The following is a 23,302-nucleotide window of genomic DNA, read 5'->3' as shown; positions in this document are numbered from 1 at the left end:
CAAAAATAGCCCACGGTCCCGTTCACGACAACGCACGAATGGACATGGTCCTATGTGATGCGATGTTGCGCATGTCAGCCGCGCTGCTAATGTTTCAGGCGAAAAATCAATTCCGGATCGGCCCCTTAGGGGCCGTGGAAAGACAGTTTGATGAATGACCACACGCGGCTCCGCGACGGCCATGTAAGCCAACATGGGCCGCACGGCGAGCTGGAGGGGTCGATGGCGGCGGTGGCGTTGGCCATCGAGCCTGCGGTCCCTGCGCGGGCACCGGGAACCGGAGTCTATGCGGCGCTGGACCTCGGAACCAACAATTGCAGGCTCCTGATCGCCTGTCCGACCCACGACGGCTTTCGCGTGGTCGATTCCTTCTCGCGCATCATCCGGCTCGGCGAGGGCGTCTCGGCCACGGGGTGCATCAGCGAGGCCGCGATCGATCGCGCCATCGCCGCGCTCAGCATTTGCCGGGACAAGATCAACCTGCGCAAGGCCAAGCGGCTGCGGCTGATCGCCACCGAAGCCTGCCGCGCCGCCTCGAATGCGGAAGGTTTTCGCAGCCGCGTCGCGGCCGAGACCGGTATCGAACTCGAGGTGATCGACCGCGAGACCGAGGCCTCGCTCGCCATGCTCGGCTGCTCGCCGCTGGTCGATCCCAGGGGCCGCGGCGCCATCCTCTTCGACATCGGCGGCGGCTCGACCGAGCTGGTGCGGATCGAGCGCGATCCCGCCAATCCGGAGCCGCGGATCAAGGCCTGGATGTCGATCCCGCTTGGCGTCGTGACACTGGCCGAGCAGTTTGGTGGTCGTGACGTGACGCCGGAGATCTATGCCGCGATGGAGCAGGAGGTCGCGGGTCACGTTGCGCCGTTCGCCGCGCAGCACGGCCGCGATCTCACCGACATGCATCTGCTCGGCACGTCGGGCACGGTGACGACGCTCGCCGGCATCCATCTCAATCTCGTCCGCTACGACCGTCGCCGCATCGACAGCATCTGGATGAACGATACCGACATCACCGCGACCATCAACAAGCTGCTCGGCATGAGCTACGAGGACCGCGCGGGCAACAGCTGCATCAGCGTCGAGCGCGCCGATCTGGTGCTGGCCGGCTGCGCCATCCTCGATGCCATCAGGCACGCCTTCCCGTTGCCGCGCCTGCGCGTCGCCGACCGGGGCCTGCGCGAGGGCATGCTGGTCGAGATGATGCGCGAGGACGGCGCGCTCAGGAGCTGGTGAGATGGCGAAAGACACCACCGGCCGCTTGCACGTTCAGGTCAAGACCGGTGGCAAGCGCAAGCTGTCGTCGAAGCTGTGGCTGGAGCGGCAGCTCAACGATCCCTATGTCGCCAAGGCGAAGGCCGCGGGCTATCGCTCGCGGGCGGCGTTCAAGCTGCTCGAGATCGACGACAAGTTTCGGCTGCTGAAGCCAGGCATGGCCGTGGTCGATCTCGGCGCGGCGCCCGGCGGCTGGAGCCAGATCGCCGCCAAGCGCGTCGGCTCGGTCGACGGCAAGGGCAAGGTCGTCGCGATCGACCTGCTGGAGATGCCTGAAATCCCCGGCGTCGACTTCGCCCAGCTTGACTTCATGGACAATGCCGCGCCGGAAAAACTCACCGGGATGCTGGGCGGCGGCGCCGATGTCGTGATGTCCGACATGGCCGCCAACACCACCGGCCACCGCAAGACCGACCAGCTCCGCATCGTCGGCCTGGTCGAGACGGCGGCAGCCTTTGCCTGCGATGTGCTCAAGCCCGGCGGGACGTTTTTGGCCAAGACCTTCCAGAGCGGTGCCGACGCCGATCTGCTCGCGCAGCTCAAGCGCGACTTTGCGACGGTGCGGCATGTCAAGCCCGCCGCGAGCCGGCAGGATTCCTCCGAGCGCTATGTGCTGGCGACGGGGTTTCGGGGCGAAGCGAAGGCGTAGCTCCAAACTCCGTCATTCCGGGGCGCCTCGAAGAGGCGAGCCTTTAGCGCTATGGATTCCGGGCTCGATGCTGTGCATCGCCGCGGAATGACGGAGGGATAGTCACCCCAGCCGCTGATCCCGCATGTCCTGCGTGTCTTCCGTCGCCGCCTTGACCGCGGCGCTCGCGGCGCTCTTCGCCGCGCCCTTGCGGCTTGCGACCTCGATCGCCTTGCGGCCGGAGATCTCGTGGCCGGCATCGGCGGGCATCTGCCAGAAGAAAAAGCTCGATGCCGCCGAGGTCAGCGCCACCACGACAAAGGCCGGCATGAACACGGTGGCATTGAGCTCGCTGACGTGGTTCAGCCACATCGTCGTCTCCACCGAGGCGGCTCCGACCGCGACGCCGGCGGAGACGGCGAGTTGCTGGTTGACGCTGACCAGCGTAGTGGCCCGGCTCATCTGTGGGCTCTCGACCTCGGCATAGGCCACGGTGTTGATCGCGGTGAACTCCAGCGAGCGGAAGAAACCGCCGACCACCAGGATGACCATGATGATCAGAAGCGGCGTCGTCACCGTGAACAGCGCGCAGACGCCGAGGAAGAACGCGCTGACGATCGCATTCACCGTCATCAGGTTGCGGAAGCCGAAGGCGCGGATCAGACGTGCCGCCAGCGTCTTCATGCCCATGGCACCGAGCGAGGAGGAGAAGGTGACGAGACCGGAGTGGAATGGCGTGAGCCCGAAGCCGATCTGCATCAACAATGGCAAGAGGAAGGGCAGGGCGCCGATGCCGAGTCGGAACAGGAACCCGCCGATAATCGCCGCGCGCAGCGTCGGCAGCCTGAGCAGCGAGAAATCCAGCACTGGCGAGCCCGTCCGCCGGGCATGAATGACGTAGAGCGTCATCGAGATCGCGCCGCCCGCAACCAGGGCCGCCACCGTGCTCCACGGCAACAAATTGAGGCCAGCGACCGAAAGACCGAAGGCGATGCCTGCAAGTCCGACGCCGGCGAGCACCATGCCGTAGAGATCGAACTTCTCCTGCGTCTCGCTCTTGATCGGATCTATGAACTTCAAGGCCATGAAGATGCCGAGCAGCCCGATCGGGATATTGATCAGGAAGATCCAGTGCCAGGACGCGTAGGTGGTGATGAAGCCGCCGAGCGGCGGGCCGATCACGGGACCGATCAGGGCGGGGACCGTCACCCAGGCCATCGCGTTGACGAGCGCGCTCTTGTCGACCGAGCGCAGCAGCACGAGGCGCCCGACCGGCGTCATCATCGCGCCGCCCATGCCTTGCAGGATGCGCGCGAACACGAAGCCGGTGACCGAACCTGACAGGGCGCAGCCGACCGAGCCGATCATGAACACGCCGACCGCGATCGCGAACACCAGACGCGCGCCAAACCTGTCAGCGGTCCAGCCGCTCGCGGGGATGAACACGGCGAGCGACAGCAGGTACGAGGTGATCGCGAGCTTCAGCGTCAGCGGGCTGGTGCCGATATCGGCCGCGATCGCCGGCAGCGAGGTGGCGATGACGGTGGAATCCATGTTCTCCATGAAGAGAGCCGTGGCCACGATCAGCGGAATGATGCGTTGCTTGTCGATCATGTCGGGTTGGTCATGGAAATGGGGTGGGAGGGCGAGAATTTCGGCTTATCACCGCCACCCCGGCGGGACCATTGCAGATCGACGCATAGCACCTAAATCCTGCGCTCGCTCCTACGTCATTCCGGGCTCGCGACTTCGTCGCACCCCGGAATGACCGGGGGCGCTGGGCAATCGCCGCTAAATTCACGTAAAAAGCCTGTGCATGGCTGGCCAGCGGCCCGATTTGCTTTGATTCGTCACGCGGACATGCTATCGACCCGCGTCAACCCCACCGATGGGCTCCGATTCTCAAGGCGATGCCGCAAGGTACGCCGAGGGCGGCGCTCATCCATTCTCATTTGCGGCAGGGCCGCAGGAAGGAGTTGGCATATGGCCACGGTGCAACTTCAGGGCATCCGCGAAGCCTTTACGTTCGACGACGTGCTGCTCAAGCCGGGCCTGTCCGACGTCATGCCGGGCGAGGTCGACATCCGCTCCCGCGTCACCCGCGCCATCCCGCTCAACATCCCGATCATGGCCTCCGCCATGGACACGGTCACCGAGGCTCGCATGGCGATCGCCATGGCGCAGGCCGGCGGCCTCGGCGTCATCCACCGCAATTTCGATCCGGAAGGGCAGGCCGCCCAGGTGCGGCAGGTCAAGCGGTACGAGTCGGGCATGGTGGTGAACCCGCTCACTATCAGCCCCGAGGCCACGCTCGACGATGCGCTCAAGCTGATGAGCGATCACGGCATCTCCGGCATTCCCGTCGTCACCGGTGCAGGCAAGGCGACGCCCGGCAAGCTGGTCGGCATCCTCACCAACCGCGACGTGCGTTTTGCCACCGACCGCCGGCAAAAAGTCTCCGAGCTGATGACGCACGAGAACCTCGTCACGGTGCGCGAGAATGTCAGCCAGGACGAAGCCAAGCGGATGCTGCATCATCACCGCATCGAGAAGCTGCTGGTGGTCGACGATCAATATCGCTGCGTCGGCCTGATCACCGTCAAGGACATCGAGAAGGCGGTCGCCCATCCGCTCGCCTGCAAGGACGGGCAGGGGCGCCTGCGCGTCGCCGCCGCCACCACCGTCGGAGACACCGGCTTCGAGCGCACCGAGCGCCTGATCGATGCCGGCGTCGACCTCGTCGTCGTCGACACCGCGCACGGCCATTCCCGCCACGTGCTGCATGCGGTGAACCGTATCAAGCGTCTCTCAAATTCGGTGCAGGTCGTTGCCGGCAATGTCGCCACCTCGGACGGCGCGCAGGCGCTGATCGATGCGGGCGCTGATTGCATCAAGGTCGGCATCGGCCCGGGCTCGATCTGCACGACGCGCATCGTCGCCGGCGTCGGCGTGCCGCAACTCACCGCGATCATGGACGCGGTCGAGGCGGCCAAGAAGTCCGACATTCCCGTCATTGCCGACGGCGGCATCAAGTTCTCCGGCGATCTCGCCAAGGCGCTCGCCGCCGGCGCCGACATCGCCATGGTCGGCTCGCTGCTCGCCGGCACCGACGAGACTCCCGGCGAAGTGTTCCTGTGGCAGGGCCGTTCCTACAAGGCCTATCGCGGCATGGGCTCGGTCGGCGCGATGGCGCGGGGATCTGCCGACCGCTACTTCCAGCAGGACATCAAGGACTCGCTCAAGCTCGTGCCTGAAGGCATCGAAGGCCAGGTGCCCTACAAGGGCCCGGTCGGCAACGTCATGCACCAGCTCGCCGGCGGCCTCCGTGCGGCGATGGGCTATGTCGGCGCCAAGGACATGAAGGAGCTGCACGAGAAGGCGCAGTTCGTCCGCATCACCGGCGCGGGCCTGCGCGAAAGCCACGTCCACGACGTCACCATCACGCGCGAGGCGCCGAACTATCCGGGCGGGGTTTAGTCTCTGATTGATGGCTTGTAGCCCGCATGGAGCGAAGCGGAATGCGGGAGGGTCCCGGATTGCGCTTCGCTCCCTCCGGGCTACGCGGCGCTTTTGTGTTGACGCGGCTGGATTGCTTCGCTTCGCTCGCAATGACAGAAAATTGGAGGAAGCCATGTCCCAAGGTCAAGATAGCGCCAAACGCATCGTTCTCGCCGCGCGTCCCGTCGGTGAACCAAAGCCGTCCGATTTCCGCATCGAGGAATTCGCAGTGCCAACGCCCGGCGCTGGCGAGGTTCTGCTGCGCACGATCTGGCTGTCGCTCGATCCCTATATGCGCGGGCGCATGAGCGATGGTCCGTCCTACGCCGCGCCGGTGCCGGTCGGCGGCGTGATGGAAGGCGAGGCGGTGAGCGAAGTCGCAGCCTCCAACAATCCTGATTTTGCGGTAGGCGATATCGTGCGCGCACGCACCGGCTGGCAGTCGCATGCGATCTCGAACGGCAAGGGCCTCATCAAGGTCGATCCCAGGCTCGGCCCGATCTCGACCTCGATCGGTGTGCTCGGCATGCCCGGCATGACCGCATACACCGGCCTGCTCGACATCGGCAAGCCGCAAGCCGGCGAGACCGTCGTCGTCGCCGGAGCGTCAGGCGCAGTCGGCTCCGCCGTCGGCCAGATCGCGAAGATCAAGGGCGCGCGTGCGGTCGGCATCGCCGGCGGCAAGGACAAGTGCGATTACGTGGTGAAGGAGCTCGGCTTCGATGCCTGCATCGATCACCGCGATCCCGATCTGGCGGCGAAGCTGAAGGACGCGTGCCCTGATGGCATCGACGTCTATTTCGAGAATGTCGGCGGCGCCGTGTTCGAGGCGGTGTTCCCGCTGCTCAATCCGTTCGCGCGGGTGCCGGTCTGCGGCCTGATCGCGCATTACAACGACACCGAAGCCAAGCCGCCGAAATGGGCCGCATCGCTGATGCGCGCGACGCTGACCAAGCGGCTGACCTTCCGTGGCTTCATCGTCTCCGATTTCGCCTCGCGCCATGGCGACTTCCTGCGCGACATGTCCGGGTGGGTCCGTGATGGCAAGGTGAAGTACAAGGAATTCGTCACCGAGGGCCTGGAGAGCGCTCCCGGCGCCTTCATCGGGCTCCTGAAGGGTGCCAATTTCGGCAAGCAGCTGGTCCGGGTCGGGCCGGACAAGGCCTAAAGCCTGGGCTTTTGGCGTCTCCAGGAGGCTTGGAGCGTCCTGGAGTTGCGCTGCCGCCACACGTCAGACGTTGATGGTTAACGAATAGTTACCGATCGGCCACACCTGCCCGTAAAAGTCGCAAGCTGTGACCGAGGGTTCATTGACGCCGGGGTGAAGCCCATTGAATCATCGCGCATATTTAGGGTGTTGCGATGTTAGAGATCGGTATTTTCTGCGTAATCCTGCTGGCTGCCGGGTATTGGGCGGCCATGTATGTCATGGGCCGCCATGACGACGTCATCCACGGCAAGTTCGTGCACAGCGAGGACGAGGGCGACTTCGCCGCTCCCGTCATGCCGATACCTCCGCCGCGCTTTCCCGGCCCGCCAGTCAAGGCAGCCCAGCCAAACAAAATCGTGCAGGCCAATGATCCGACGGCCAAGCCAGTGAGCAGCGATGCGCTGCAGTCGTTGCTGGCTGCGATCCAGCAGGATCTCAAGAGCGTCGCCTGAGCTGCCCGCTCAGACGCTGCCGCGTTCAATCAGGAACAGATCGACGGCCAGCTGCTGCGCGCCGCGCGGCGTGCCTGATAGCCGTGCCAGTAGCAGTTCGCCCGCGATACGACCCACTGCCCCGGCATCGAACGAGATGGTGGTGAGTCCCGGCGTAGTCTGATCGGCAACGTCGTTGTCGCCGAAGCCGAGCACGGCGAGATCGCGCGGCACCGACAGCCCGCGGGCGCGGGCCTCGATCAGCGCGCCGGTTGCGAGCAGATCGTTGGCGCAGAACACGGCATCGACACGGTCGCCGCGCTCGAGCAGGGCGGTGAACGCGGCGCGGCCGTCGACGAGCCCGGTGATTTCACCGACGCTGATCTCGTGCACAACAGTGAGCCCCAGCTGCGCCGCCGCTGCGCGAAATCCGTCGCGGCGCAGCGCGCCACGGCCGCTGCTGCGTCCGATGAAGGCGACGCGGCGGTGCCCGGCGGTCGCCAGCCTGCGCGCCGCCATCGCGCCGGCATCGGCATTGGGCAGGCCGACCAGCATGTCGATGGGATCGCGCGGATAGGCCCAGGTCTCGATCACGGGAATGCCGAGTTCGGCAAGTGCGGCACGATTCTCCTCGAGCTCGATCACGCCCGTGAACATCACCGCCGCGGGCCTGATGCCGCGCAGCGACTGGATCATCGCAACCTCCTTGGCATAGGAGTAGGAGGTCTGGCCGACCAGCACTTCAAAACCCTCGGGCTCGAGCGTTGCGGCGAAGCTGCGCACCGCAAGGCCGAATTGCTGGCTGAGGATGTTGGAGACAAAGGCGACGACCACGTTGGAGCGACCCGAGCGCAGCGCGCGCGCATGCGGGTTGGAGGCATAGCCGGTCGCTTCGATCACTTCGAGGATGCGCTCGCGCGTTTCGCGATTGACCTTTTCGGGGTGGCGCAGCACGCGCGACACCGTGATCGGCGACACGCCTGCGCGCTCCGCGACCTCCTCGATGCGCGGCGGCCGTCCGGTCGCATTGCTGCGGCCGGGCGGCGCCGGAATGCGCACCACATCGTCATAGCTCGGCTTGGCCGGATCGGTCATCGGTTCCAAAGGTTAGTCGAAGTCGGTGGTCTCTCCAAAGCTCAGCGCGTTACCTCGTCGCGAGAGAGCCCGCGGCCGACCTGGACCAGGCAGTCGCCGCTCTGGCTGTCGGTGTGCAGGCGTTGCGAGATCACGATGCCGTCGGCGGGGAAGCGCAGCACCTCTTCCGCCAGCTCCGGCCGCTCGAAATCATGGTACCAGCCGGCGATGTCGCCGGCCTTGACCCGCGCGCCGACGGTGACGGCCGGCTCGAACCAGCCGCGGCGTGTCGCGAACACCGCCTGGGCATGGCTTTGCAGCGCCAGCAATTCGGTGTCGCGCTCGACCGGCGCGTGCGGTCCGAGCACAGGTGCCTGAACCAGGCCAAGCGCGAGCAGGAGGCGGTCGACGGCGCGCGCGGTCAGCGCCATCGTCTGCGGCGTGACGGTGCCGCCGCCGCCGAATTCACCCGAGAGGCCGATCGCGCCGGCACGCGCCGCAGCGGCCATCGAGGTCGGTGCAGCGGCGCCGTTCTCGGCGACGAAGGCGAAGGGCATGCCAAGCCCTTCCATCAGGCGCAGCGCATGGCCGAACATCTCGGGCGGCCCCTGCCGCTCGATCAGTGCGCAGGGCACATGCGCCATCGACGTGCCGCCGGAATGGATGTCGAAGACGACATCATGGCGCGGAAACAGCTCGTGCTCGAGGAAATGCGCGAGGCGAAACGTGGGGGTGCCCCCGGCATCGCCGGGAAAGGCGCGGTTGAGATTGCCCTCGTCGAGCGGCGAGCGGCGGCGCGCCGCCATCACCGCCGGCAGATTGGCGAACGGAAGAATGGTGATCTCGCCCTTGACGGCCGTAACATCGAGCCGGCGATACAGCCGCGTCAGCGTGATCTCGCCCTCATACTCGTCACCATGATTGCCGGCCATCAGCAGCAGCTTTGGGCCGGCACCGTTCTTGATCCGGAAGATCGGAATCTTGAGCTGGAAGTAGGGCGAGCGATCGATCGAGAAGGGAATGCCGAGATGGCCCGACCATTTCTGGTCCTTCTCGAAATCGATCTCGTGGAAAAGTCCGGTATGCATGGGAGGCCTCATGGCCGCGTTGTCGCCGACGCCGGCCGAAGGGTGGAAAGGGGCAGCCGTTACAGCAACGCGACCGCAGTCATCTCGACGCGCAGATCGGGATCGGCCAAGCGCGCTTCGACGCAGGCACGCGCCGGCGGATTGGCCGGATCGATCCAGGCGTCGTAGACCGAGTTCATGGTCTCGAAGTCGGTGATGTGAGGCAGGAACACGTTGACCGCGATCAGCCTGGAGCGGTTGGAGCCGGCTTCCTTCAGCAACGCGTCGATCTTGGCGAGCACCTGCTGCGTCTGCGACACGATGCCCGCCTTGCGGTCGTCGGCGACTTGACCTGCGATGTGCACCATGCCGCCCGCCGCGACGGCCTGACTCATGCGCGAGCCGACGACATAACGTTTGATCATCTCGAATTCTCCTACGGGCGGCTCCCGCAGAATCGCGGGAGCCGGTCTGAACTTACAGCGTCGGCAGCGTCTGCTCTTCCTTGAACCATTTCAGTTGCAGCGCGCCGAGCTTGCCATTGAGCTTGTTGGTGAAGATATCGGTGTTGATCCAGTTGAGCAGATTTTGCTCGCCCTGGCGCACGCCGACATGGGCGGGCGACTGGCGGATCAGGAATTTGAGCTCGATCTCCTTGGTCGGGTTCTGCTCCTGCGCCTTGATCGCGATGGCGCTGTTCTCGGCGAAGGTGTCGGCCTGTCCCGCCAGGAACGCGGCGAGTGCGGCCGGCGTATCCTCGAAGCGCACCAGCTTCACCTTCGGCGCATTGTCGGTCAGCCAGACGTCGAGCGTCGTGCCCTTGGCGACCGCGACGGTGCGCCCCTCCAGATTGTCGGGTTTCTTTCCGGTGGCAGCGGGAATCGATTTCGCACCGTAGACGCCGAGATTCACCACCGCGTAGGGCTGCGAGAACATCACCTGCTGGGCGCGCTCCGGCGTGGCGCCGAGGCCCGCGATGAGGATGTCGATCTTGTCGGACAACAGGCTCGGAATGCGCGCCGGGCCCGTCACCGGGACGAGTTCCAGCTTCACGCCCATGTCGGTCGCGATCAGCTTGGCGAGATCGGCATCGAGACCTGCGATCTCGCCCTTGTCGTCCTTGAAGCCCCAGGGAGCGGCATCGGTGAGGATACCGACGCGAAGCTTGCCCGCGCCGAGCACGTCCTGGAGCTTGTCGGCCTTGGCAAGGCTTGTCGCAGCGAGGACGGCAAGTGCCGCTGCAGCGACCGTGAGGAGGGACTTCCGCTTTCTCATGACTTTCTCCTGGTGACGGCACGATGGCCGGATGGGTGGGACGACGTTCATTTCGCCGAAGCGATGAAGCTTGCGAGCTCCGGTGTTTCAGGGTTGGCGAACAGCTTGGCCGGCGGGCCCTGCTCCCAGACGCGGCCCTGATGCATGAAGACGATGCGGTTGGCGACGTTGCGGGCAAAGCCCATCTCATGGGTGACGAGGATCATGGTCATGCCTTGCTTGGCCATCGCCTCCATCACCTTCAGCACTTCGCCGACGAGCTCGGGATCGAGCGCGGAGGTCACCTCGTCGAACAGCATGAGGTGAGGGGCCATGGCCAGGCACCGCGCAATCGCGACGCGCTGCTGCTGGCCGCCGGAGAGCTGCTCCGGCCAGGCGTCGATCTTGTCGGCGAGGCCGACGCGGGTCAGCACGTCCTCGGCGAGTGCGCGGGCCTTCGACTTGTCGATACGGCCGGTGAGCAGCGGGGCGAGCGTAATGTTGCGCTCGACCTTCAGATGCGGAAACAAATTGAAGGCCTGGAATACGATGCCGACGCGCTGACGGAATTTCTTAAGGTCCGGCATCTTGGCGTGGACCTGTTGGCCCTCGACGCGGATCTCGCCAGAATCGACGCTCTCCAGCGCGTTGATGCAGCGGAGCAGTGTCGACTTGCCCGAGCCCGAGCGGCCGATAATGGTGACGATCTCGCCTTCCTCGACGTCGAGCGAGACGCCCTTGAGCACCTCGGTCTTGCCGAATGTCTTGCGCACGTCGCGAATTTCAACGAGAGCCATCGAGGCGGGCCTCCAGGGAGCGGGACCAGAGCGTGAGCGGCAGGCACAGCGCGAAATAGATCGCAGCGACCAGCGCATAGGTGAGCAGCGGTTGGAACGTCGCCGCGCTCACCACTTGCCCGGCGCGGGCGAGCTCGACGAAGCCGAGGATCGAGGCGAGCGAGGTGCCTTTGATCAGCTGCACCAGGAAGCCGACGGTCGGCGGCAGCGACAGGCGCAGCGCCTGCGGCGCGACGATGTGGCGGAACTGCTGCCAGGCGGAGAGGCCGAGGCAGGCACCGGCCTCCCACTGCGCCTGCTTCACGGCCTCGAGCCCGCCGCGCCAGATCTCGCCGAGGAAGGCGGCGGTGTAGAGCGTGTAGGCGACGGTGACCGCGATGATGGCGGGCACCTGGATGCCGAGGAAGACGGGCATGCCGAAATAGAAGAAGAACAACAGCCCGAGCAGCGGCACGCTCTGGATGGTCTGGATCAGCGCCGCCATCGCCCAGCGCAGGCCCTTGAAGCGGCTGATGCGACCCATTGCGAGGCCGAGCGCCACCGGCGCGCCGAAGGTGAGCGCGAGCACGACCAGCGCGACGGTCCAGCGCAGGGCCGAAAACAGCGAGACGAAGTCGATGAGGGTGAAGGATCGCATCGCCTGTCCCTCAGCGCCGTCGCGGCCAGCGGAAGGCGGCCGCCGCGATGATCGCGAACAGCGCCTTGAATGCCATGGCCATCCCGAAATAGACCACGCAGATCACCGCGTAGACCTCGAAACTGCGATAGGTGCGGCTCTCGATGAAGCCGGCGACATGAAACAGCTCGTCGGCCGCGACCTGTGAGGCGAGCGAGGTGCCGAGCAGCAGCAGCACGACCTGGCTGGTCACGGCCGGATAGGCATTGCGCAGCGCCGGCGGCAGCACGATGTGACGGAACACCTGCCAGCCTGACAACCCCAAGCATTGCCCGGCCTCAACCTGGCTGGGCGGAATGGAATCGAGCCCCGCGCGGATGATCTCGACCGAATAGGCGCCGAAATACAGCGACAGCGCGACCGCAGCGGATTCGAACGCCGGCAGCTTCAGGCCGAAACTCGGCAGCACGAAAAAGATGATGAAGATCTGGATCAGCGAGGGCGTGTTGCGGAACAATTCGATGTAGCCTCGCACCATCAAACGCAGCGGCGTAAGGCGCCCCTTCAGCGCGACCGCGCCGGCAACGCCGATCAGGAGCCCGCACAACGCCGAGATCACCGTCAGCTCGAGCGTGACGATGGCCCCGTCGATGAGCTGGTTCTGATAGCGCCAGAGCGGCAGGAAATTCATCGTAGCGCTCTCAGCCGAACTGGGTGGGAAGGGCGCGCCTCACGACGCCGTCGGCATCGAGGCCGAAGATCACGCGCCAGCGGTCGAGACAGGTGCAGGGATGCGAGATGCCGAAGGCGATGATATCGCCCACTGCGAGCGGGGTGTCGGGCGCAACGTTCAGGAAGGCGTGCTGGTCGTTGAGACGCGTGACCGACAGGCGCCCGGCGAGCCCATCCTGTTCGACACCGTCGCAAAAGACGCGCAGGGGAACCGGCAATCCCTGGTCGAAGGAGGCATCGCGCATGCCGAAGCCTGCGATCGCCAGTCCGGCTTCGGGGCGCGACAGCACTTCGGCCCACAGCGTCAGCGCCGGGCGAAAGCTTTGCGCCGCCGAGTGATGCGTACCGTCGATGAGGAGACCACCGCGCCGGTCGAGCGCGGTGAAGGCGCGGGCATAGATGCCGTGATCGGCAAAGAACAGCGCGCCGGAGCGCAGCACGATGGTGGCGTTGCCATCGGCCTGCGCGCCAGGTGCGAGCGCGCGGGCCACGATATCGAAATAGGCGGAGCCTCCGGCACTGAGGATCAGCGGCAGGCGAGGCGCAGCGGCGCGCACCATGGTGAAGGCCTCGACGGTGCGCTCCATCAGCGCTGCAATCGCGCGCAGGGTCTCGTCGGCGTCGGCCGTTGCGACCGCACCTTCGTAAGCGGCAACCCCGCCAAGTGTGAGGCGATCGGCGGCCAGCACCGCGGCCATCGTCGCCTCGATTGCGGCACGATCGCGCGCGCCGGCGCGGCCTGCACCGAGCTCGATCAGCACGGACAGCTCGCGCCTATCGGCAACACGCGCCGCCTCGGCCAGCGTTGCGACCGCCTCAGGTGAATCCGCAAAGGCATGAATCTCGACATCGGGATAGGCGCTCAGCAGCGCGCCGAGCCGCCGGCCGGCCGCGAGCCCGCCGATCTCGTTGGCGAGCAAGAGGCGCCGCTCGCCATGGCTGAGCAGCACAGCGGCCTGCTGGATGTTCGCAACAGTCGTGCCCCAGGCGCCGGCCTCGCGCAGCGAGCGCGCAAGCTCTGGGGACATCGGCGTCTTGGCGTGCGGGGCAACGACAACGCCGCTGCTCCTGCACCAACGCAGGAAGAGGTCGCGATTGGCGGCGAATGCGGTCTCATCGAGGGTGAGGGCGGGCAGCGCGAGATCTCCGCGTGAAGGTCGCCAGCCCCGGGTGCCGATGTCGTCGGCGGCAATGCCATCAACAAGCGGAATGCCCCGCGTCGTCGCGGACAGGCGCTCGTTATCCCACCGGGCCAAGAACTGCATCGGTCGCTCCCTCGCGCGGCTCGAGGCCGCGGACAGGACGATATGAGGGAATGACAACGTTGTCATCTGACAAAAATGAGCATTCCGAGGTCAAATTTGGTGCGATATGGTATTGAGGTAAGGAAAAGTGCCTGCCGGCTAAGCGAGGTCCTCGCCGCCCATCTGGGCGAGGACCTCGTCAATATCGATATCGACCTGGTCCGGCGCGCGGATGTGGCGGACTTCAAAACCGTCTGACGCGAAGCGGTACTCGACGAGGCCGGTCTCCTTGATCGCGATCCGGTCCTGGCGTGAATCGTTGATCTTGAAGCCGACCGATGGCGCCCAGACGTGCCTGATATGGCGGAATGTGAAGTCGCGGCGCTGGTGCACATGACCGCTGGCGATCAAGCGGAGATCGACGCGCGCGAACATGTCGATCAGCTGCGCGCGCGCCGGCTGCGGCACGTAGCGGATCGAGGTGTCCGGAAGCTCAGGATCTTCGGGCAGGCTGAGAAACAGCGGCTTGTGGATGAACAGCGCGGCCGGCCTGCCGTTGACACCAGCGATCTCCGAAGCGAGCCAGTCGAACTGCTCGGCCTCGAACGCGAGCCCTGAATTCATCACCAGCGAGTTGAGGCCAATGAAGCGCCAGCCGGCGGCTTCGAACGACCAATGGTCCTCGCCGATGATGTCGCGGAATTGCTGGCGCTGCGCCTCGCTGACCGGCGGCTTCGGCGCCGGCCCGAGCGCGGTCGGGTTGTCGCCGATATCGTGATTGCCGGGGATGTAGCGACAGTCGACGGGCAGGGCGGCGTGCAGGCTCTTCGCGAATTCGACATCGTCGCGGCTGCTCGGCCCGTCGAACGATACATCGCCGGTGTTGATGACGAGATCGGGCCGGCTTGCATCGATGTGCTCGCTGACCGCCTGGAAATTCGCGATCAGGCCGGGAAAGCGGCGGCCGAGATGCGTGTCGGAAATCTGCGTGATGCGAAATTCGGACATGGGAGAACTATCGCGCGGCCAAACGTCGGAACGATGACATCAGCGCAAAATCCGTGATGAAACAAAGTTTAAAGCACGCGATAACGGATCGAGTAGGCATCCTGCTGCGCGATGCCGCTTGCGAGCGTCGAGGCGATGCGGTCGGCGAGATGCCAGGGCCCGAACTGCTCGGTGCGATGCGGCTCGGCGGACAGGCGCAGGCGGAACTCGAACGTGCCCTTGCCCGGCAGGTTCACCACCAGCATGCGGTCGGCGGTGCGATGGGTGAGGACGACCGCGCCGCGCAGCACCGCGCGTCCATCGGTGAGGTCGTTGACGCCGTCGACCAGCGCGAGAGTCTGGTTGCGGTCGGTGTGCAGCTCGATCTGGGTGTCGCCGGATACGGCCGTCAGGATTTCGCGCGGCATCCGGATCTCGAACTCCACCGCCGGCTTGGACGGGTTGAGGCCGAGAAAAGCGAGCGCGGCGTGACGCATGTCGAAGGCAACGAACGCGAGCAGGGCTGCTGCCGCGAGCATCGCCAGTCCGTGCCTGACGACATCGCGCCAGGTGCGGTAGGCGAGGCGGAAATAGACCGTCATCGCCAGCGCGACGGCGAGCGCCGCCGCGACGCCTGAGAGCGCCGACATCCAGATGCCGAGCTGGGCGTCGGCGGAGTCGGTCCAAAGGCTGGACAGGATGTTCATGGCGGCTCGCCTCGAGGGCCCGCAATGGGCAAAATCGCTTTAACAATCGGCGGTTGGTCGCGGAATCGGGAACGCCGGTTCAACTCCCTCATTGTCAGCGCGAGAAGTCGCGGCTAATGACGGTCCGCGGCATGCCGCGATCGACGGGAAAGTTCCGATGTCAGTTCAAATGGTCCTGCTGCCTGTTTTCGTGCAGATCGGGCTCACTTTCGCGCTGCTGATCGGCATGGTGTTAGGGCGCCGGAAGGCGCTGGTCTCGGGCGAGACCAAGATCCGCGACATCGCGCTGGGCGAGCCGAACTGGCCGAAGGGCGCCACCCAGATCGCCAATTGCTACCGCAACCAGTTCGAGCTGCCGGTGCTGTTCTACGCCCTGATCGCACTGGCGCTGCCGCTGCGCCATGCCGATCTCTTCATCGTGCTGATGTCCTGGGTGTTCGTGGTGAGCCGCTTTGCCCATGCCGGCGTGTTCGTCACCTCGAACGATCTCGGCCGCCGCTCCACGGTCTGGCTCGCCGGCGTGCTCGTGCTGCTGGCGATGTGGATCTACTTCGCACTGAAAATCCTGTTGCTGATCTGACCCTTGCTGGTCCGATCTCACCTGAAAGATGCAAATGACTCCCGCTGCCCGGCTGTCCGCAGCCATCGAAGTGATCGACATCATCGAGAAGGACCGCGTGCCCGCGGCCAAGGCTTTGAAAGAGTGGGGCACCGCGCACCGCTTCGCCGGCTCCGGCGACCGCGCCGCCATTGCCGGCCTGGTCTGGGACGTGCTGCGCCGCTACGCGTCGAGCGCGTTCCTGATGGATTCCGACACCGCCCGTGCCCGCCTGATCGGCATGCTTCGCCTGGAGCGCAACATGGACACCGCCACCATGGCCGCGATGTTCGACGGCAGCCGGTTTGCGCCGGCGCCGCTGACGGACGCCGAGCAGGCGGCGCTCAGCCATCGCTCCCTCAAGGATGCGCCCGCGGCGATCGTCGGCGACTATCCCGAATGGCTCGATTCCCATCTGGCAAAAGTGTTCGGCGAGGACCGCGCGGCGGAAGCGGTGGCGTTGGCGAGCCGGGCGCCGCTGGACCTGCGCGTCAACACGCTAAAATCCAATCGCGACAAGGTGCTGAAGGCGCTTGCTCATCTTCATGCGAAACCGACGCCCTGGTCGCCAAACGGCCTGCGCATCGAGCTTTCGGCCGATGCGCGCAACCCCGGCATCCAGGCGGAAGAGGACTTCATCAAGGGCGGCATTGAAGTGCAGGATGAAGGATCGCAGCTTGCGGCGCTGTTCGCCGCGGCAAAGCCGGGCGAGCAGGTGATCGATCTCTGCGCCGGCGCCGGCGGCAAGACGCTGGCGCTCGCCGCGCTGATGCAGGGCAAGGGCCGGCTCATCGCCACGGACCGCGACAAGCGCCAGCTCGCGCCGATCCACGAGCGCCTGTCGCGCGCCGGCGTTCACAATGCCGACGTCCGCACGCCCAAGGGCGAGGCCGATCCGCTTCAAGACATCAGCGCCACCGCCGACCTCGTCGTCATCGACGCGCCCTGCACGGGAACCGGAACCTGGCGCCGCAACCCCGATGCCAAATGGCGCATGCGGCCGGGTGCGCTCGAGATCCGCCTGAAAGATCAGGCCGAGGTGCTCGCGCGGGCAGTTCCGCTCGTGAAGCAGGGTGGCCGCATCGCCTACATCACCTGCTCGGTGCTGACGGAAGAGAACGGCGAGCAGGTGAGGGCCTTCATCGCCGGCCATCCGGAGTTTGCAGTCGTGCCGCCGGAGCAGACCGCAAGCGTGCTCTGGGACAAGGCCGAGGCGTTTGCAGAGGCCGCGCTGCAATCGCCTGAGGGCTGGCTGATGACGCCAAGGCGCACCGGGACGGATGGGTTCTTCGTGTCGGTTCTTAAAAAGGTCTCGTAGGGTGGGCAAAGGCGCTCTTGCGCCGTGCCCACGTTTCTTTCTCCGATGACGAAAAATGCGTGGGCAGCGCTTCGCTTTGCCCACCCTACGGCACCGTGGGTGAGGCCGCGCTCCACCCCCGAACAAAAACCCCGCGAACCGGATCCCGGTCGCGGGGTTTCTTGTCTCAACACTCTGCCGGTACGTCCGTGGTCAGAGCGTCAGCGCGGCCACTAGCCGGCGCGGAGGTTGTCGGCCGAGGACTTGCCGCTGCGGCGGTCCGCGACGATGTCGAACGAAACCTTCTGGCCCTCGTTGAGGGTCGACAGGCCAGCGCGCTCGACGGCGCTGATGTGAACGAAGACGTCCTTTGCGCCGTCATCCGGCTGGATGAAGCCAAAGCCCTTTTGGTTGTTGAACCACTTCACGGTGCCCATTGCCATAGTCATTTCCTTTCAATTGACGATGCACTCAGGGGGACTGATGCGCGAATCTTCGCGCCCTTCGTCCCGATTGGTCGATTTTTGGAGAAATACCTGAAACGTGCTCGCCCATTGGAAATGAGGCGTCGCGGCCCAGTCGTTCGGCCAAGGATCGATGGTTCACAATCTAGCGAAATAATGGGGCCAGAGCAAGGCAGTGCCCGTGGACAGCGAGCCGCCAACGCTTTGCTATTTTGCGCTGCACACGGCGAGGTTCCGTCAATCCACGATGAAGAGCGTCGCGCCCACCGATGTCGACGAGTGGTGCGCGGCATCGCCGAAATCCGAGACCTGGTAGCCCATGTTGCCACGGTCTCCGTCATTGCGAGGAGTTCTTGCGACGAAGCAATCCTGACTGCTGCGGCGGAGGGATTCTGGATTGCTTCGCTGCGCTCGCAATGACGGGCTAATGCGGCAAATGGTTCGCCGATCCCTGCACGATCAGCCCCGCATCATTCACCCGTAAATACTCGCAGATCTTCTTGCCCCGCTCGTTCTGGTAAAACAGCACCACGCTGTCCGGGCTGACGAACAAGTCGATCAGCGAGAAGTGCAGCTCCGGCAGCAGCCCCAGCGCCTTGCTCCAATAGGCGCGCAACGCGTCCTTGCCGCGCACGGTGCCGCTGGCATCGAACCCCATCATGGGGATGCGATCCGAGGTCATCACGGTGGCATCGTCATAGAGCGCGAGCACGCGCTCGAGATCGCGCGCGTTCCAGGCCTCGACCCAGGTGCGGCCGAGCGCGGCGAGCGTTGCTGGTTGATGAAATCTAGACATGGCGTTCTCCCCGATTGGCCCCGCTTCGTGGTGGGGCAAATTAGGTCAATAATACTTACCTATATCCGTTTGTCCATGCCCAAAGAAGCATGTGGGCGCGCGCAGACGCGCGGTTGCGGGCCGGGGGCTCATCGCGTATTGGCTTGCCATGACAGCAGCACAGAACGACCGCTCCGCGTCGACGCCTTCGGTGGCCTCGGCGCACGACAAGATTCTCATCGTCGACTTCGGCAGCCAGGTGACGCAGCTGATCGCGCGTCGCGTGCGCGAGGACGGCGTCTATTGCGAGATCGTCCCGTTCAACAAGGCGGACGCCGCCTTCAAGGAGATGAAGCCGAAAGCGGTGATCCTCTCCGGCGGGCCGGAGTCGGTGCATGAGGCCGGCTCGCCCCGCGCCCCGCAAGCGATCTTCGCCTCCGGCGTGCCCGTGATGGGCATCTGCTATGGCCAGATGACCATGGCGGCCCAGCTCGGCGGCGAGGTGGAGGGCGGCCATCACCGCGAATTCGGCCGCGCCGATGTCGAGGTCAAGGCCGACAGCAAGCTGTTCGAGGACGTCTGGACTTCAGGCAGCAAGAACCAGGTCTGGATGAGCCATGGCGACCGCATCACCAAGATGCCGCCGGGCTTCTCCGTCGCCGGCACCTCGCCGAACGCGCCCTTCGCGATCATCCAGGACGAGACGCGTAAATATTACGGCCTGATGTTCCACCCCGAAGTGGTGCACACGCCCGACGGCGCCAAGCTGATCCGCAATTTCGTCCGCAAGATCGCCGGCCTCACCGGCGACTGGACCATGCGCGCCTTCCGCGAGGAGGAGATCGCAAAAATCCGCCAGCAGGTCGGCAAGGGCAAGGTGATCTGCGGCCTCTCCGGCGGCGTCGATTCCGCCGTTGCGGCCGTGCTGATCCACGAAGCCATCGGCGACCAGCTCACCTGCGTGTTCGTCGATCACGGCCTGCTGCGTCTTGACGAGGCCAAGACGGTGGTCGACCTGTTCCGCCACCACTACAACATTCCGCTCGTGCACGTGGACGCGTCCAAGCAGTTCTTGGGCGAGCTCGAAGGCGTCACCGATCCCGAAACCAAGCGCAAGACCATCGGCCGCCTCTTCATCGAGGTGTTCGAGCAGGAGGCCAAGAAAATCGGCGGCGCCGACTTCCTCGCGCAAGGTACGCTCTATCCCGACGTGATCGAGAGCGTCTCCTTCACCGGCGGACCTTCAGTCACCATCAAGTCGCACCACAATGTCGGCGGTCTGCCCGAGCGCATGAACATGAAGCTCGTCGAGCCGCTGCGCGAGCTGTTCAAGGATGAGGTCCGCAAGTTAGGGCGCGAGCTCGGCCTGCCCGAGATCTTCGTCGGCCGCCACCCGTTCCCCGGGCCAGGCCTTGCCATCCGCTGCCCCGGCGAGATCACGAAGGACAAGCTCGACATCCTGCGCAAGGCCGATGCGGTCTACATCGACCAGATCCGCAAGCACGGCCTCTACGACGAGATCTGGCAGGCCTTCGCCGTGCTGCTCCCCGTCAAGACCGTCGGCGTCATGGGCGACGGCCGCACTTACGATTATGTCGTGGGCCTGCGCGCCGTCACCTCAACCGACGGCATGACCGCGGACTTCTACCCCTTCGACATGAAATTCCTGGGCGAGACCGCCACGCGCATCATCAACGAGGTGAAGGGCGTGAACCGCGTGGTGTACGACGTGACCAGCAAGCCGCCGGGCACGATTGAGTGGGAGTGAAGGGCTTAGCCTTCGTTGCGCTTCGCTGACCCGCCATGACGGCTGCTCGCTTGAGTTGTCGGCCATCCCGGTATATGACTACTGTGGTCATATAGGTACTCCATGCGCGAAATCCAGCTTCGTGATGCCAAGGCCAACCTCTCCGCTGTCGTCGACGAGGCAATCGACGGCAAGCCGGCCGTGATTACGCGCCACGGCAAGAAGCAGGCGGTGGTCTTGAGCTACGAGGAATGGCGCCGGCTGTCGCAGGTCCCGAGCTTCGGACGTCTGTTGATGGCAGCCCCGGTGAGGGCAGGAGATCTGCCGGCGCGCAATCGTTCCAAGATGCGCAAGAACGATTTTTGAGACGTGTATCTCGTCGATACCAACGTCATATCCGCGATCTCGCCGAACCGGCTAGCGCCTGCGGCACTGATTGAATGGATGGACGCGCAATCCGCCTCGTTGTTCTTGTCTGCCGTGACGATTGCGGAAGTCGAGGACGGAATTGCCAAGCTGCGGCGCGAGAAGGCCACGCGCAGGAGCAAGGACTTGGCGCAATGGCTTGATGCCGTGTTGCATCTCTATGGCGACCAAATTTTGCCGTTCGACACGGCGGCCGCGCGACTCGCGGGAGAGTTATCTGACCGGGCTCGCGGGCAGGGGCATGCGCCCGGATTTGCCGATATCATGATTGCCGCCACGGCGCGCCAGCACGCGCTGACGATCCTGTCGCGCAATGTCAGGCACTACGAGCCGCTGGGCGTTCCTGTGCTCGATCCATTCAGTAAAATTCCATTACCCTGATCTGTGCGCAAGTGGGCACTTGCGTCGGATGTGCGCCGCGCGGGCCTCTACGAACCAATCTCCTGCGCGATCTCCCACATATGGCCGGATGGGTCGGCAAAGGCGGCGGTGCGACGACCCCACGGGCGATCGATGGGGCCGTTGACCAGTTCCACGCCGCTTTGCCGGAGTCTCGCGCAGGCCGCATCGACATCGGCGACGCGAATGGTCATGAGCATGCGAGGCCCAGTGCTTGAAGGGGCCGGCACCACCGGCTGCACGAGTTGGGGGGCCTCCGTCGCCTGCAGCAGATTGACCATGACACCGCCGAGCCCGATCACGCTGCAGACGGCATCGGAATAGATCGGCCTCGCGTCGAACACGGCCTCGTAGAATGCCCTCGTGCGGGCGAGGTCGGCGACGAACAGGGTCACGCACTCCAGATTGTCCAAGCTGTTCATTTGAGGGGCCTTGGTTGACTGGTCGGTCTGTTGACGAGAGATGATAACGCATTTGGAGGAAAAGACTGTAGCCCGGATGGAGCGCAGCGTAATCCGGGGCGCAATAACCGCATCGTGCTACTGTCTATCGGGTACGAATCCCGGATTGCGCTGCGCTCCATCCGGGCTACGGAACAACGCCAAACCGCAAGATCGGTCGAGCACATCACTGGCATTCCGGCCTAACTCATGCCGCCACGAAAGGAACGACGATGACGGCGGCGCTGCGAAACTATCGGGACCGGATGCGGCGGGTGCTGGACTATATCGACCGGCATCTCGACGCTGATCTGGACCTGGAAATACTGAGCGGCGTTGCCGCGTTCTCGCGGTTTCATTTCCATCGGCAGTTCACGGCGATCTTCGGATTGTCCGTGCATCGCTATGTCCAGCTGGCCCGCATGAAGCGCGCGTCCTACCTGCTGGCCTATAGTGACGCTGACAGCATCACCGACATCGCGATGGATGCCGGTTACGACGCACCTGACGCCTTCGCCCGCGCCTTTCGGCAACGGTTCGGGCAATCGCCGTCGTCGTTCCGCAACTCTCCCCAATGGGAGCCGTGGCTTGCTTCCCTAGGTCAGCGCGGTTTCATTCCGCGCGTTCGCCTGTCATCCGCGCGGGCGCGTGTTTTCGCGGCCGCGACCGGGCGGCTCTTCACGTGATCGATGAACGCCCTTAGCTTCGGCATCATCTGATGGCGGCTGGGATAATAGAGAAACACGCCCGGCGTCGTTGGCGCGAACGATTTCAGGACCTGCACCAGCTTTCCCGTCTTCACCAGGTTGGCGGCGATCGGCGCGGGGACTTGCGCAAGGCCCATGCCTTCCACGGCTGCGCCAAGCATGGTGGGAAAATCGTGCGCGATCAGTGGTCCCGAGACGATCGCCTCAATGGTCTTGTTGCCATCGACAAAGGACCAGGGCGCGATCGATCCGTTGCTGCGGCGTATGCGCAGGCAGGCGTGCTGGCGCAAATCGTCGATCCGTTCGGGCCGCTTGTGCCGGCGCAGATAGTCCGGACTGCCGACGACCACGAACGGGAAAGGCCGCGTCAGCCGGACCGCGATCATGTCGGCGGCGACGAACTGGCCCATCCGGACGCCGGCATCAAAGCCTTTGGCCGCGAGGTCGACCAATTCCTCGCCTGCGGAGATCTCCACCTCGACCTCGGGATACGCCTCGCAGAAGGATGCGATCAGCGGCTCCAGCAGGATCGGCACCACCGCGCGCGGCACGGTGAGCCGCAACAATCCTGACGGCCGCTGTCCAAGATCGCGCGCAACGTTGCTCGCAGCAAGGAGCTCCTCGAAGGCGGGCTTTGCGCGCGAAAGGAACTGCGCGCCTGCTTCGGTCAGGCCGACGCTGCGGGTCGTGCGTATGAACAAGGCTGCGCCGACACGCGCCTCGAGCGTACGGACCGCCTGGCTGATGGCGGAGGGCGTCACGCCGAGTTCTGCGGCTGCCCGGCGGAAATTGCGGTGCTGGGCGACGCTCAGGAATGCTTCCACGCCGTCGAGCGCGCCTTGCCTGACTGTGAAGTTCTGCTTCATAGCCCGTCAAGATTATCCCGAATAGTCCCTGGCGACAATTGATCGTATCTCTGGCTCGCAGAT

The 23,302-nt window shown here is 65.0% G+C and carries 25 protein-coding genes and 2 pseudogenes; 11 read left to right on the top strand and 16 right to left on the bottom strand.

Annotated elements, in window-relative coordinates:
* Positions 1–150: 150 nt before the first annotated feature.
* Both ACNJX9_RS24250 and ACNJX9_RS24245 read left to right on the top strand, forming a co-directional pair.
* Positions 151–1,236: a Ppx/GppA phosphatase family protein gene (locus tag ACNJX9_RS24250; protein ID WP_439404534.1), complete on the top strand. Its 1,086-nt coding sequence runs from the start codon at positions 151–153 to the stop codon at positions 1,234–1,236.
* Between the two features lies 1 nt (position 1,237).
* Positions 1,238–1,924, top strand: coding sequence for an RlmE family RNA methyltransferase (locus ACNJX9_RS24245; protein ID WP_439404532.1), 687 nt, complete (start codon positions 1,238–1,240; stop codon positions 1,922–1,924).
* A 102-nt stretch (positions 1,925–2,026) separates the two neighbouring features.
* On the opposite strand, the gene ACNJX9_RS24240 is transcribed toward ACNJX9_RS24245, so the two are convergent.
* A complete protein-coding gene (locus ACNJX9_RS24240) occupies positions 2,027–3,517 on the bottom strand; it encodes an MFS transporter (protein ID WP_057758124.1) in 1,491 nt (496 codons plus the stop codon).
* Positions 3,518–3,886: 369 nt separating this feature from the next.
* On the opposite strand from ACNJX9_RS24240, the gene guaB reads away from it, so the two are divergent.
* From guaB to ACNJX9_RS24225, 3 genes are all read left to right on the top strand, one after another.
* The gene (guaB, locus tag ACNJX9_RS24235; RefSeq protein ID WP_057758122.1) at positions 3,887–5,380 is read left to right on the top strand and encodes an IMP dehydrogenase; all 1,494 of its coding nucleotides are present in this window, start codon (positions 3,887–3,889) and stop codon (positions 5,378–5,380) included.
* A gap of 154 nt (positions 5,381–5,534) precedes the next feature.
* The gene (locus ACNJX9_RS24230; protein ID WP_057759034.1) at positions 5,535–6,569 is read left to right on the top strand and encodes an NADP-dependent oxidoreductase; all 1,035 of its coding nucleotides are present in this window, start codon (positions 5,535–5,537) and stop codon (positions 6,567–6,569) included.
* A 194-nt stretch (positions 6,570–6,763) separates the two neighbouring features.
* Positions 6,764–7,063, top strand: a complete 300-nt coding sequence (locus tag ACNJX9_RS24225) for a hypothetical protein (RefSeq protein WP_439404530.1) — start codon at positions 6,764–6,766, stop codon at positions 7,061–7,063.
* A gap of 9 nt (positions 7,064–7,072) precedes the next feature.
* Here ACNJX9_RS24225 and ACNJX9_RS24220 read toward each other — a convergent pair whose 3' ends face one another.
* The 10 genes from ACNJX9_RS24220 to ACNJX9_RS24175 form a co-directional block, all read right to left on the bottom strand.
* Positions 7,073–8,137, bottom strand: a complete 1,065-nt coding sequence (locus ACNJX9_RS24220; RefSeq protein WP_439404528.1) for a LacI family DNA-binding transcriptional regulator — start codon at positions 8,135–8,137, stop codon at positions 7,073–7,075.
* 41 nt (positions 8,138–8,178) lie between these two features.
* On the bottom strand, positions 8,179–9,204 hold the full coding sequence (locus ACNJX9_RS24215; protein ID WP_439404526.1) for a succinylglutamate desuccinylase/aspartoacylase family protein: 1,026 nt from the start codon (positions 9,202–9,204) through the stop codon (positions 8,179–8,181).
* Positions 9,205–9,263: 59 nt separating this feature from the next.
* Complete coding sequence (locus tag ACNJX9_RS24210; RefSeq protein WP_057758116.1) at positions 9,264–9,608, bottom strand: RidA family protein; 345 nt, start codon at positions 9,606–9,608, stop codon at positions 9,264–9,266.
* Positions 9,609–9,660: 52 nt separating this feature from the next.
* On the bottom strand, positions 9,661–10,458 hold the full coding sequence (locus tag ACNJX9_RS24205; RefSeq protein WP_057758114.1) for a transporter substrate-binding domain-containing protein: 798 nt from the start codon (positions 10,456–10,458) through the stop codon (positions 9,661–9,663).
* Between the two features lie 47 nt (positions 10,459–10,505).
* On the bottom strand, positions 10,506–11,234 hold the full coding sequence (locus tag ACNJX9_RS24200) for an amino acid ABC transporter ATP-binding protein (RefSeq protein ID WP_439404525.1): 729 nt from the start codon (positions 11,232–11,234) through the stop codon (positions 10,506–10,508).
* Positions 11,221–11,871 (bottom strand): amino acid ABC transporter permease, encoded by a 651-nt coding sequence (locus tag ACNJX9_RS24195; protein WP_057758109.1) that lies wholly within the window; start codon positions 11,869–11,871, stop codon positions 11,221–11,223. Before ACNJX9_RS24195 ends, ACNJX9_RS24200 begins: the two co-directional genes overlap by 14 nt.
* A 10-nt stretch (positions 11,872–11,881) precedes the next feature.
* Positions 11,882–12,541, bottom strand: a complete 660-nt coding sequence (locus tag ACNJX9_RS24190) for an amino acid ABC transporter permease (protein ID WP_439404523.1) — start codon at positions 12,539–12,541, stop codon at positions 11,882–11,884.
* A 10-nt stretch (positions 12,542–12,551) separates the two neighbouring features.
* A complete protein-coding gene (locus ACNJX9_RS24185) occupies positions 12,552–13,847 on the bottom strand; it encodes an amino acid deaminase (protein WP_439404522.1) in 1,296 nt (431 codons plus the stop codon).
* 138 nt (positions 13,848–13,985) lie between these two features.
* A complete protein-coding gene (locus ACNJX9_RS24180; protein WP_057758103.1) occupies positions 13,986–14,834 on the bottom strand; it encodes a metallophosphoesterase family protein in 849 nt (282 codons plus the stop codon).
* A gap of 68 nt (positions 14,835–14,902) precedes the next feature.
* Positions 14,903–15,520: an acriflavin resistance protein gene (locus tag ACNJX9_RS24175; protein ID WP_439404521.1), complete on the bottom strand. Its 618-nt coding sequence runs from the start codon at positions 15,518–15,520 to the stop codon at positions 14,903–14,905.
* Between the two features lie 157 nt (positions 15,521–15,677).
* On the opposite strand from ACNJX9_RS24175, the gene ACNJX9_RS24170 reads away from it, so the two are divergent.
* Positions 15,678–16,100 (top strand): MAPEG family protein, encoded by a 423-nt coding sequence (locus ACNJX9_RS24170; protein ID WP_439404519.1) that lies wholly within the window; start codon positions 15,678–15,680, stop codon positions 16,098–16,100.
* Between the two features lie 34 nt (positions 16,101–16,134).
* On the top strand, positions 16,135–17,436 hold the full coding sequence (locus ACNJX9_RS24165) for an RsmB/NOP family class I SAM-dependent RNA methyltransferase (protein ID WP_439404518.1): 1,302 nt from the start codon (positions 16,135–16,137) through the stop codon (positions 17,434–17,436).
* Between the two features lie 212 nt (positions 17,437–17,648).
* Here ACNJX9_RS24165 and ACNJX9_RS24160 read toward each other — a convergent pair whose 3' ends face one another.
* From ACNJX9_RS24160 to ACNJX9_RS24150, 3 genes and pseudogenes are all read right to left on the bottom strand, one after another.
* The gene (locus ACNJX9_RS24160) at positions 17,649–17,858 is read right to left on the bottom strand and encodes a cold-shock protein (RefSeq protein ID WP_027532363.1); all 210 of its coding nucleotides are present in this window, start codon (positions 17,856–17,858) and stop codon (positions 17,649–17,651) included.
* Between the two features lie 258 nt (positions 17,859–18,116).
* Positions 18,117–18,200: pseudogene (locus ACNJX9_RS24155) on the bottom strand (DHCW motif cupin fold protein); the annotation flags it as partial.
* Positions 18,201–18,303: 103 nt separating this feature from the next.
* Entirely contained in the window at positions 18,304–18,675 is a 372-nt protein-coding gene (locus tag ACNJX9_RS24150) for a nuclear transport factor 2 family protein (RefSeq protein ID WP_439404516.1), read from the bottom strand.
* Between the two features lie 148 nt (positions 18,676–18,823).
* On the opposite strand from ACNJX9_RS24150, the gene guaA reads away from it, so the two are divergent.
* The 3 genes from guaA to ACNJX9_RS24135 all read left to right on the top strand — a co-directional run bounded on the left by guaA (position 18,824) and on the right by ACNJX9_RS24135 (position 21,208).
* The gene (gene guaA, locus ACNJX9_RS24145) at positions 18,824–20,422 is read left to right on the top strand and encodes a glutamine-hydrolyzing GMP synthase (protein WP_057759030.1); all 1,599 of its coding nucleotides are present in this window, start codon (positions 18,824–18,826) and stop codon (positions 20,420–20,422) included.
* Positions 20,423–20,524: 102 nt separating this feature from the next.
* The gene (locus tag ACNJX9_RS24140) at positions 20,525–20,767 is read left to right on the top strand and encodes a type II toxin-antitoxin system Phd/YefM family antitoxin (RefSeq protein ID WP_271603086.1); all 243 of its coding nucleotides are present in this window, start codon (positions 20,525–20,527) and stop codon (positions 20,765–20,767) included.
* Between the two features lie 3 nt (positions 20,768–20,770).
* Entirely contained in the window at positions 20,771–21,208 is a 438-nt protein-coding gene (locus ACNJX9_RS24135; RefSeq protein WP_439404514.1) for a type II toxin-antitoxin system VapC family toxin, read from the top strand.
* Positions 21,209–21,255: 47 nt separating this feature from the next.
* Here ACNJX9_RS24135 and ACNJX9_RS24130 read toward each other — a convergent pair whose 3' ends face one another.
* Entirely contained in the window at positions 21,256–21,648 is a 393-nt protein-coding gene (locus tag ACNJX9_RS24130; RefSeq protein ID WP_057758091.1) for a VOC family protein, read from the bottom strand.
* Positions 21,649–21,899: 251 nt separating this feature from the next.
* Between ACNJX9_RS24130 and ACNJX9_RS24125 the strand changes: the two are divergent.
* A pseudogene (locus tag ACNJX9_RS24125) lies at positions 21,900–22,268 on the top strand (helix-turn-helix transcriptional regulator); the annotation flags it as partial.
* Here the strand turns inward: ACNJX9_RS24125 and ACNJX9_RS24120 are convergent.
* A complete protein-coding gene (locus tag ACNJX9_RS24120) occupies positions 22,268–23,239 on the bottom strand; it encodes a LysR substrate-binding domain-containing protein (RefSeq protein WP_439404513.1) in 972 nt (323 codons plus the stop codon). The pseudogene ACNJX9_RS24125 and the gene ACNJX9_RS24120 sit on opposite strands and share 1 nt — an antisense overlap.
* Positions 23,240–23,302 lie beyond the last annotated feature (63 nt).

Source organism: Bradyrhizobium sp. BLXBL-03, assembly GCF_051853015.1.
GTDB lineage: Bacteria > Pseudomonadota > Alphaproteobacteria > Rhizobiales > Xanthobacteraceae > Bradyrhizobium > Bradyrhizobium manausense.
This window is presented reverse-complemented; position numbering and strand designations above follow the sequence as displayed.

Excerpts from the sequence above, each read along its gene's own strand:
- guaA (WP_057759030.1), top strand. The coding sequence starts at position 18,824 with ATGACAGCAGCACAGAACGACCGCTCCGCGTCGACGCCTTCGGTGGCC.
- ACNJX9_RS24175 (WP_439404521.1), bottom strand. The coding sequence starts at position 15,520 with ATGAACATCCTGTCCAGCCTTTGGACCGACTCCGCCGACGCCCAGCTC.
- ACNJX9_RS24240 (WP_057758124.1), bottom strand. The coding sequence starts at position 3,517 with ATGATCGACAAGCAACGCATCATTCCGCTGATCGTGGCCACGGCTCTC.
- ACNJX9_RS24245 (WP_439404532.1), top strand. The coding sequence starts at position 1,238 with ATGGCGAAAGACACCACCGGCCGCTTGCACGTTCAGGTCAAGACCGGT.
- ACNJX9_RS24225 (WP_439404530.1), top strand. The coding sequence starts at position 6,764 with ATGTTAGAGATCGGTATTTTCTGCGTAATCCTGCTGGCTGCCGGGTAT.
- ACNJX9_RS24190 (WP_439404523.1), bottom strand. The coding sequence starts at position 12,541 with ATGAATTTCCTGCCGCTCTGGCGCTATCAGAACCAGCTCATCGACGGG.
- ACNJX9_RS24170 (WP_439404519.1), top strand. The coding sequence starts at position 15,678 with ATGTCAGTTCAAATGGTCCTGCTGCCTGTTTTCGTGCAGATCGGGCTC.
- ACNJX9_RS24210 (WP_057758116.1), bottom strand. The coding sequence starts at position 9,608 with ATGATCAAACGTTATGTCGTCGGCTCGCGCATGAGTCAGGCCGTCGCG.
- ACNJX9_RS24130 (WP_057758091.1), bottom strand. The coding sequence starts at position 21,648 with ATGAACAGCTTGGACAATCTGGAGTGCGTGACCCTGTTCGTCGCCGAC.
- ACNJX9_RS24250 (WP_439404534.1), top strand. The coding sequence starts at position 151 with ATGAATGACCACACGCGGCTCCGCGACGGCCATGTAAGCCAACATGGG.
- ACNJX9_RS24205 (WP_057758114.1), bottom strand. The coding sequence starts at position 10,458 with ATGAGAAAGCGGAAGTCCCTCCTCACGGTCGCTGCAGCGGCACTTGCC.
- ACNJX9_RS24165 (WP_439404518.1), top strand. The coding sequence starts at position 16,135 with ATGACTCCCGCTGCCCGGCTGTCCGCAGCCATCGAAGTGATCGACATC.
- ACNJX9_RS24230 (WP_057759034.1), top strand. The coding sequence starts at position 5,535 with ATGTCCCAAGGTCAAGATAGCGCCAAACGCATCGTTCTCGCCGCGCGT.
- ACNJX9_RS24120 (WP_439404513.1), bottom strand. The coding sequence starts at position 23,239 with ATGAAGCAGAACTTCACAGTCAGGCAAGGCGCGCTCGACGGCGTGGAA.
- ACNJX9_RS24200 (WP_439404525.1), bottom strand. The coding sequence starts at position 11,234 with ATGGCTCTCGTTGAAATTCGCGACGTGCGCAAGACATTCGGCAAGACC.
- guaB (WP_057758122.1), top strand. The coding sequence starts at position 3,887 with ATGGCCACGGTGCAACTTCAGGGCATCCGCGAAGCCTTTACGTTCGAC.
- ACNJX9_RS24180 (WP_057758103.1), bottom strand. The coding sequence starts at position 14,834 with ATGTCCGAATTTCGCATCACGCAGATTTCCGACACGCATCTCGGCCGC.
- ACNJX9_RS24160 (WP_027532363.1), bottom strand. The coding sequence starts at position 17,858 with ATGGCAATGGGCACCGTGAAGTGGTTCAACAACCAAAAGGGCTTTGGC.
- ACNJX9_RS24150 (WP_439404516.1), bottom strand. The coding sequence starts at position 18,675 with ATGTCTAGATTTCATCAACCAGCAACGCTCGCCGCGCTCGGCCGCACC.
- ACNJX9_RS24140 (WP_271603086.1), top strand. The coding sequence starts at position 20,525 with ATGCGCGAAATCCAGCTTCGTGATGCCAAGGCCAACCTCTCCGCTGTC.
- ACNJX9_RS24215 (WP_439404526.1), bottom strand. The coding sequence starts at position 9,204 with ATGCATACCGGACTTTTCCACGAGATCGATTTCGAGAAGGACCAGAAA.
- ACNJX9_RS24185 (WP_439404522.1), bottom strand. The coding sequence starts at position 13,847 with ATGCAGTTCTTGGCCCGGTGGGATAACGAGCGCCTGTCCGCGACGACG.
- ACNJX9_RS24195 (WP_057758109.1), bottom strand. The coding sequence starts at position 11,871 with ATGCGATCCTTCACCCTCATCGACTTCGTCTCGCTGTTTTCGGCCCTG.
- ACNJX9_RS24220 (WP_439404528.1), bottom strand. The coding sequence starts at position 8,137 with ATGACCGATCCGGCCAAGCCGAGCTATGACGATGTGGTGCGCATTCCG.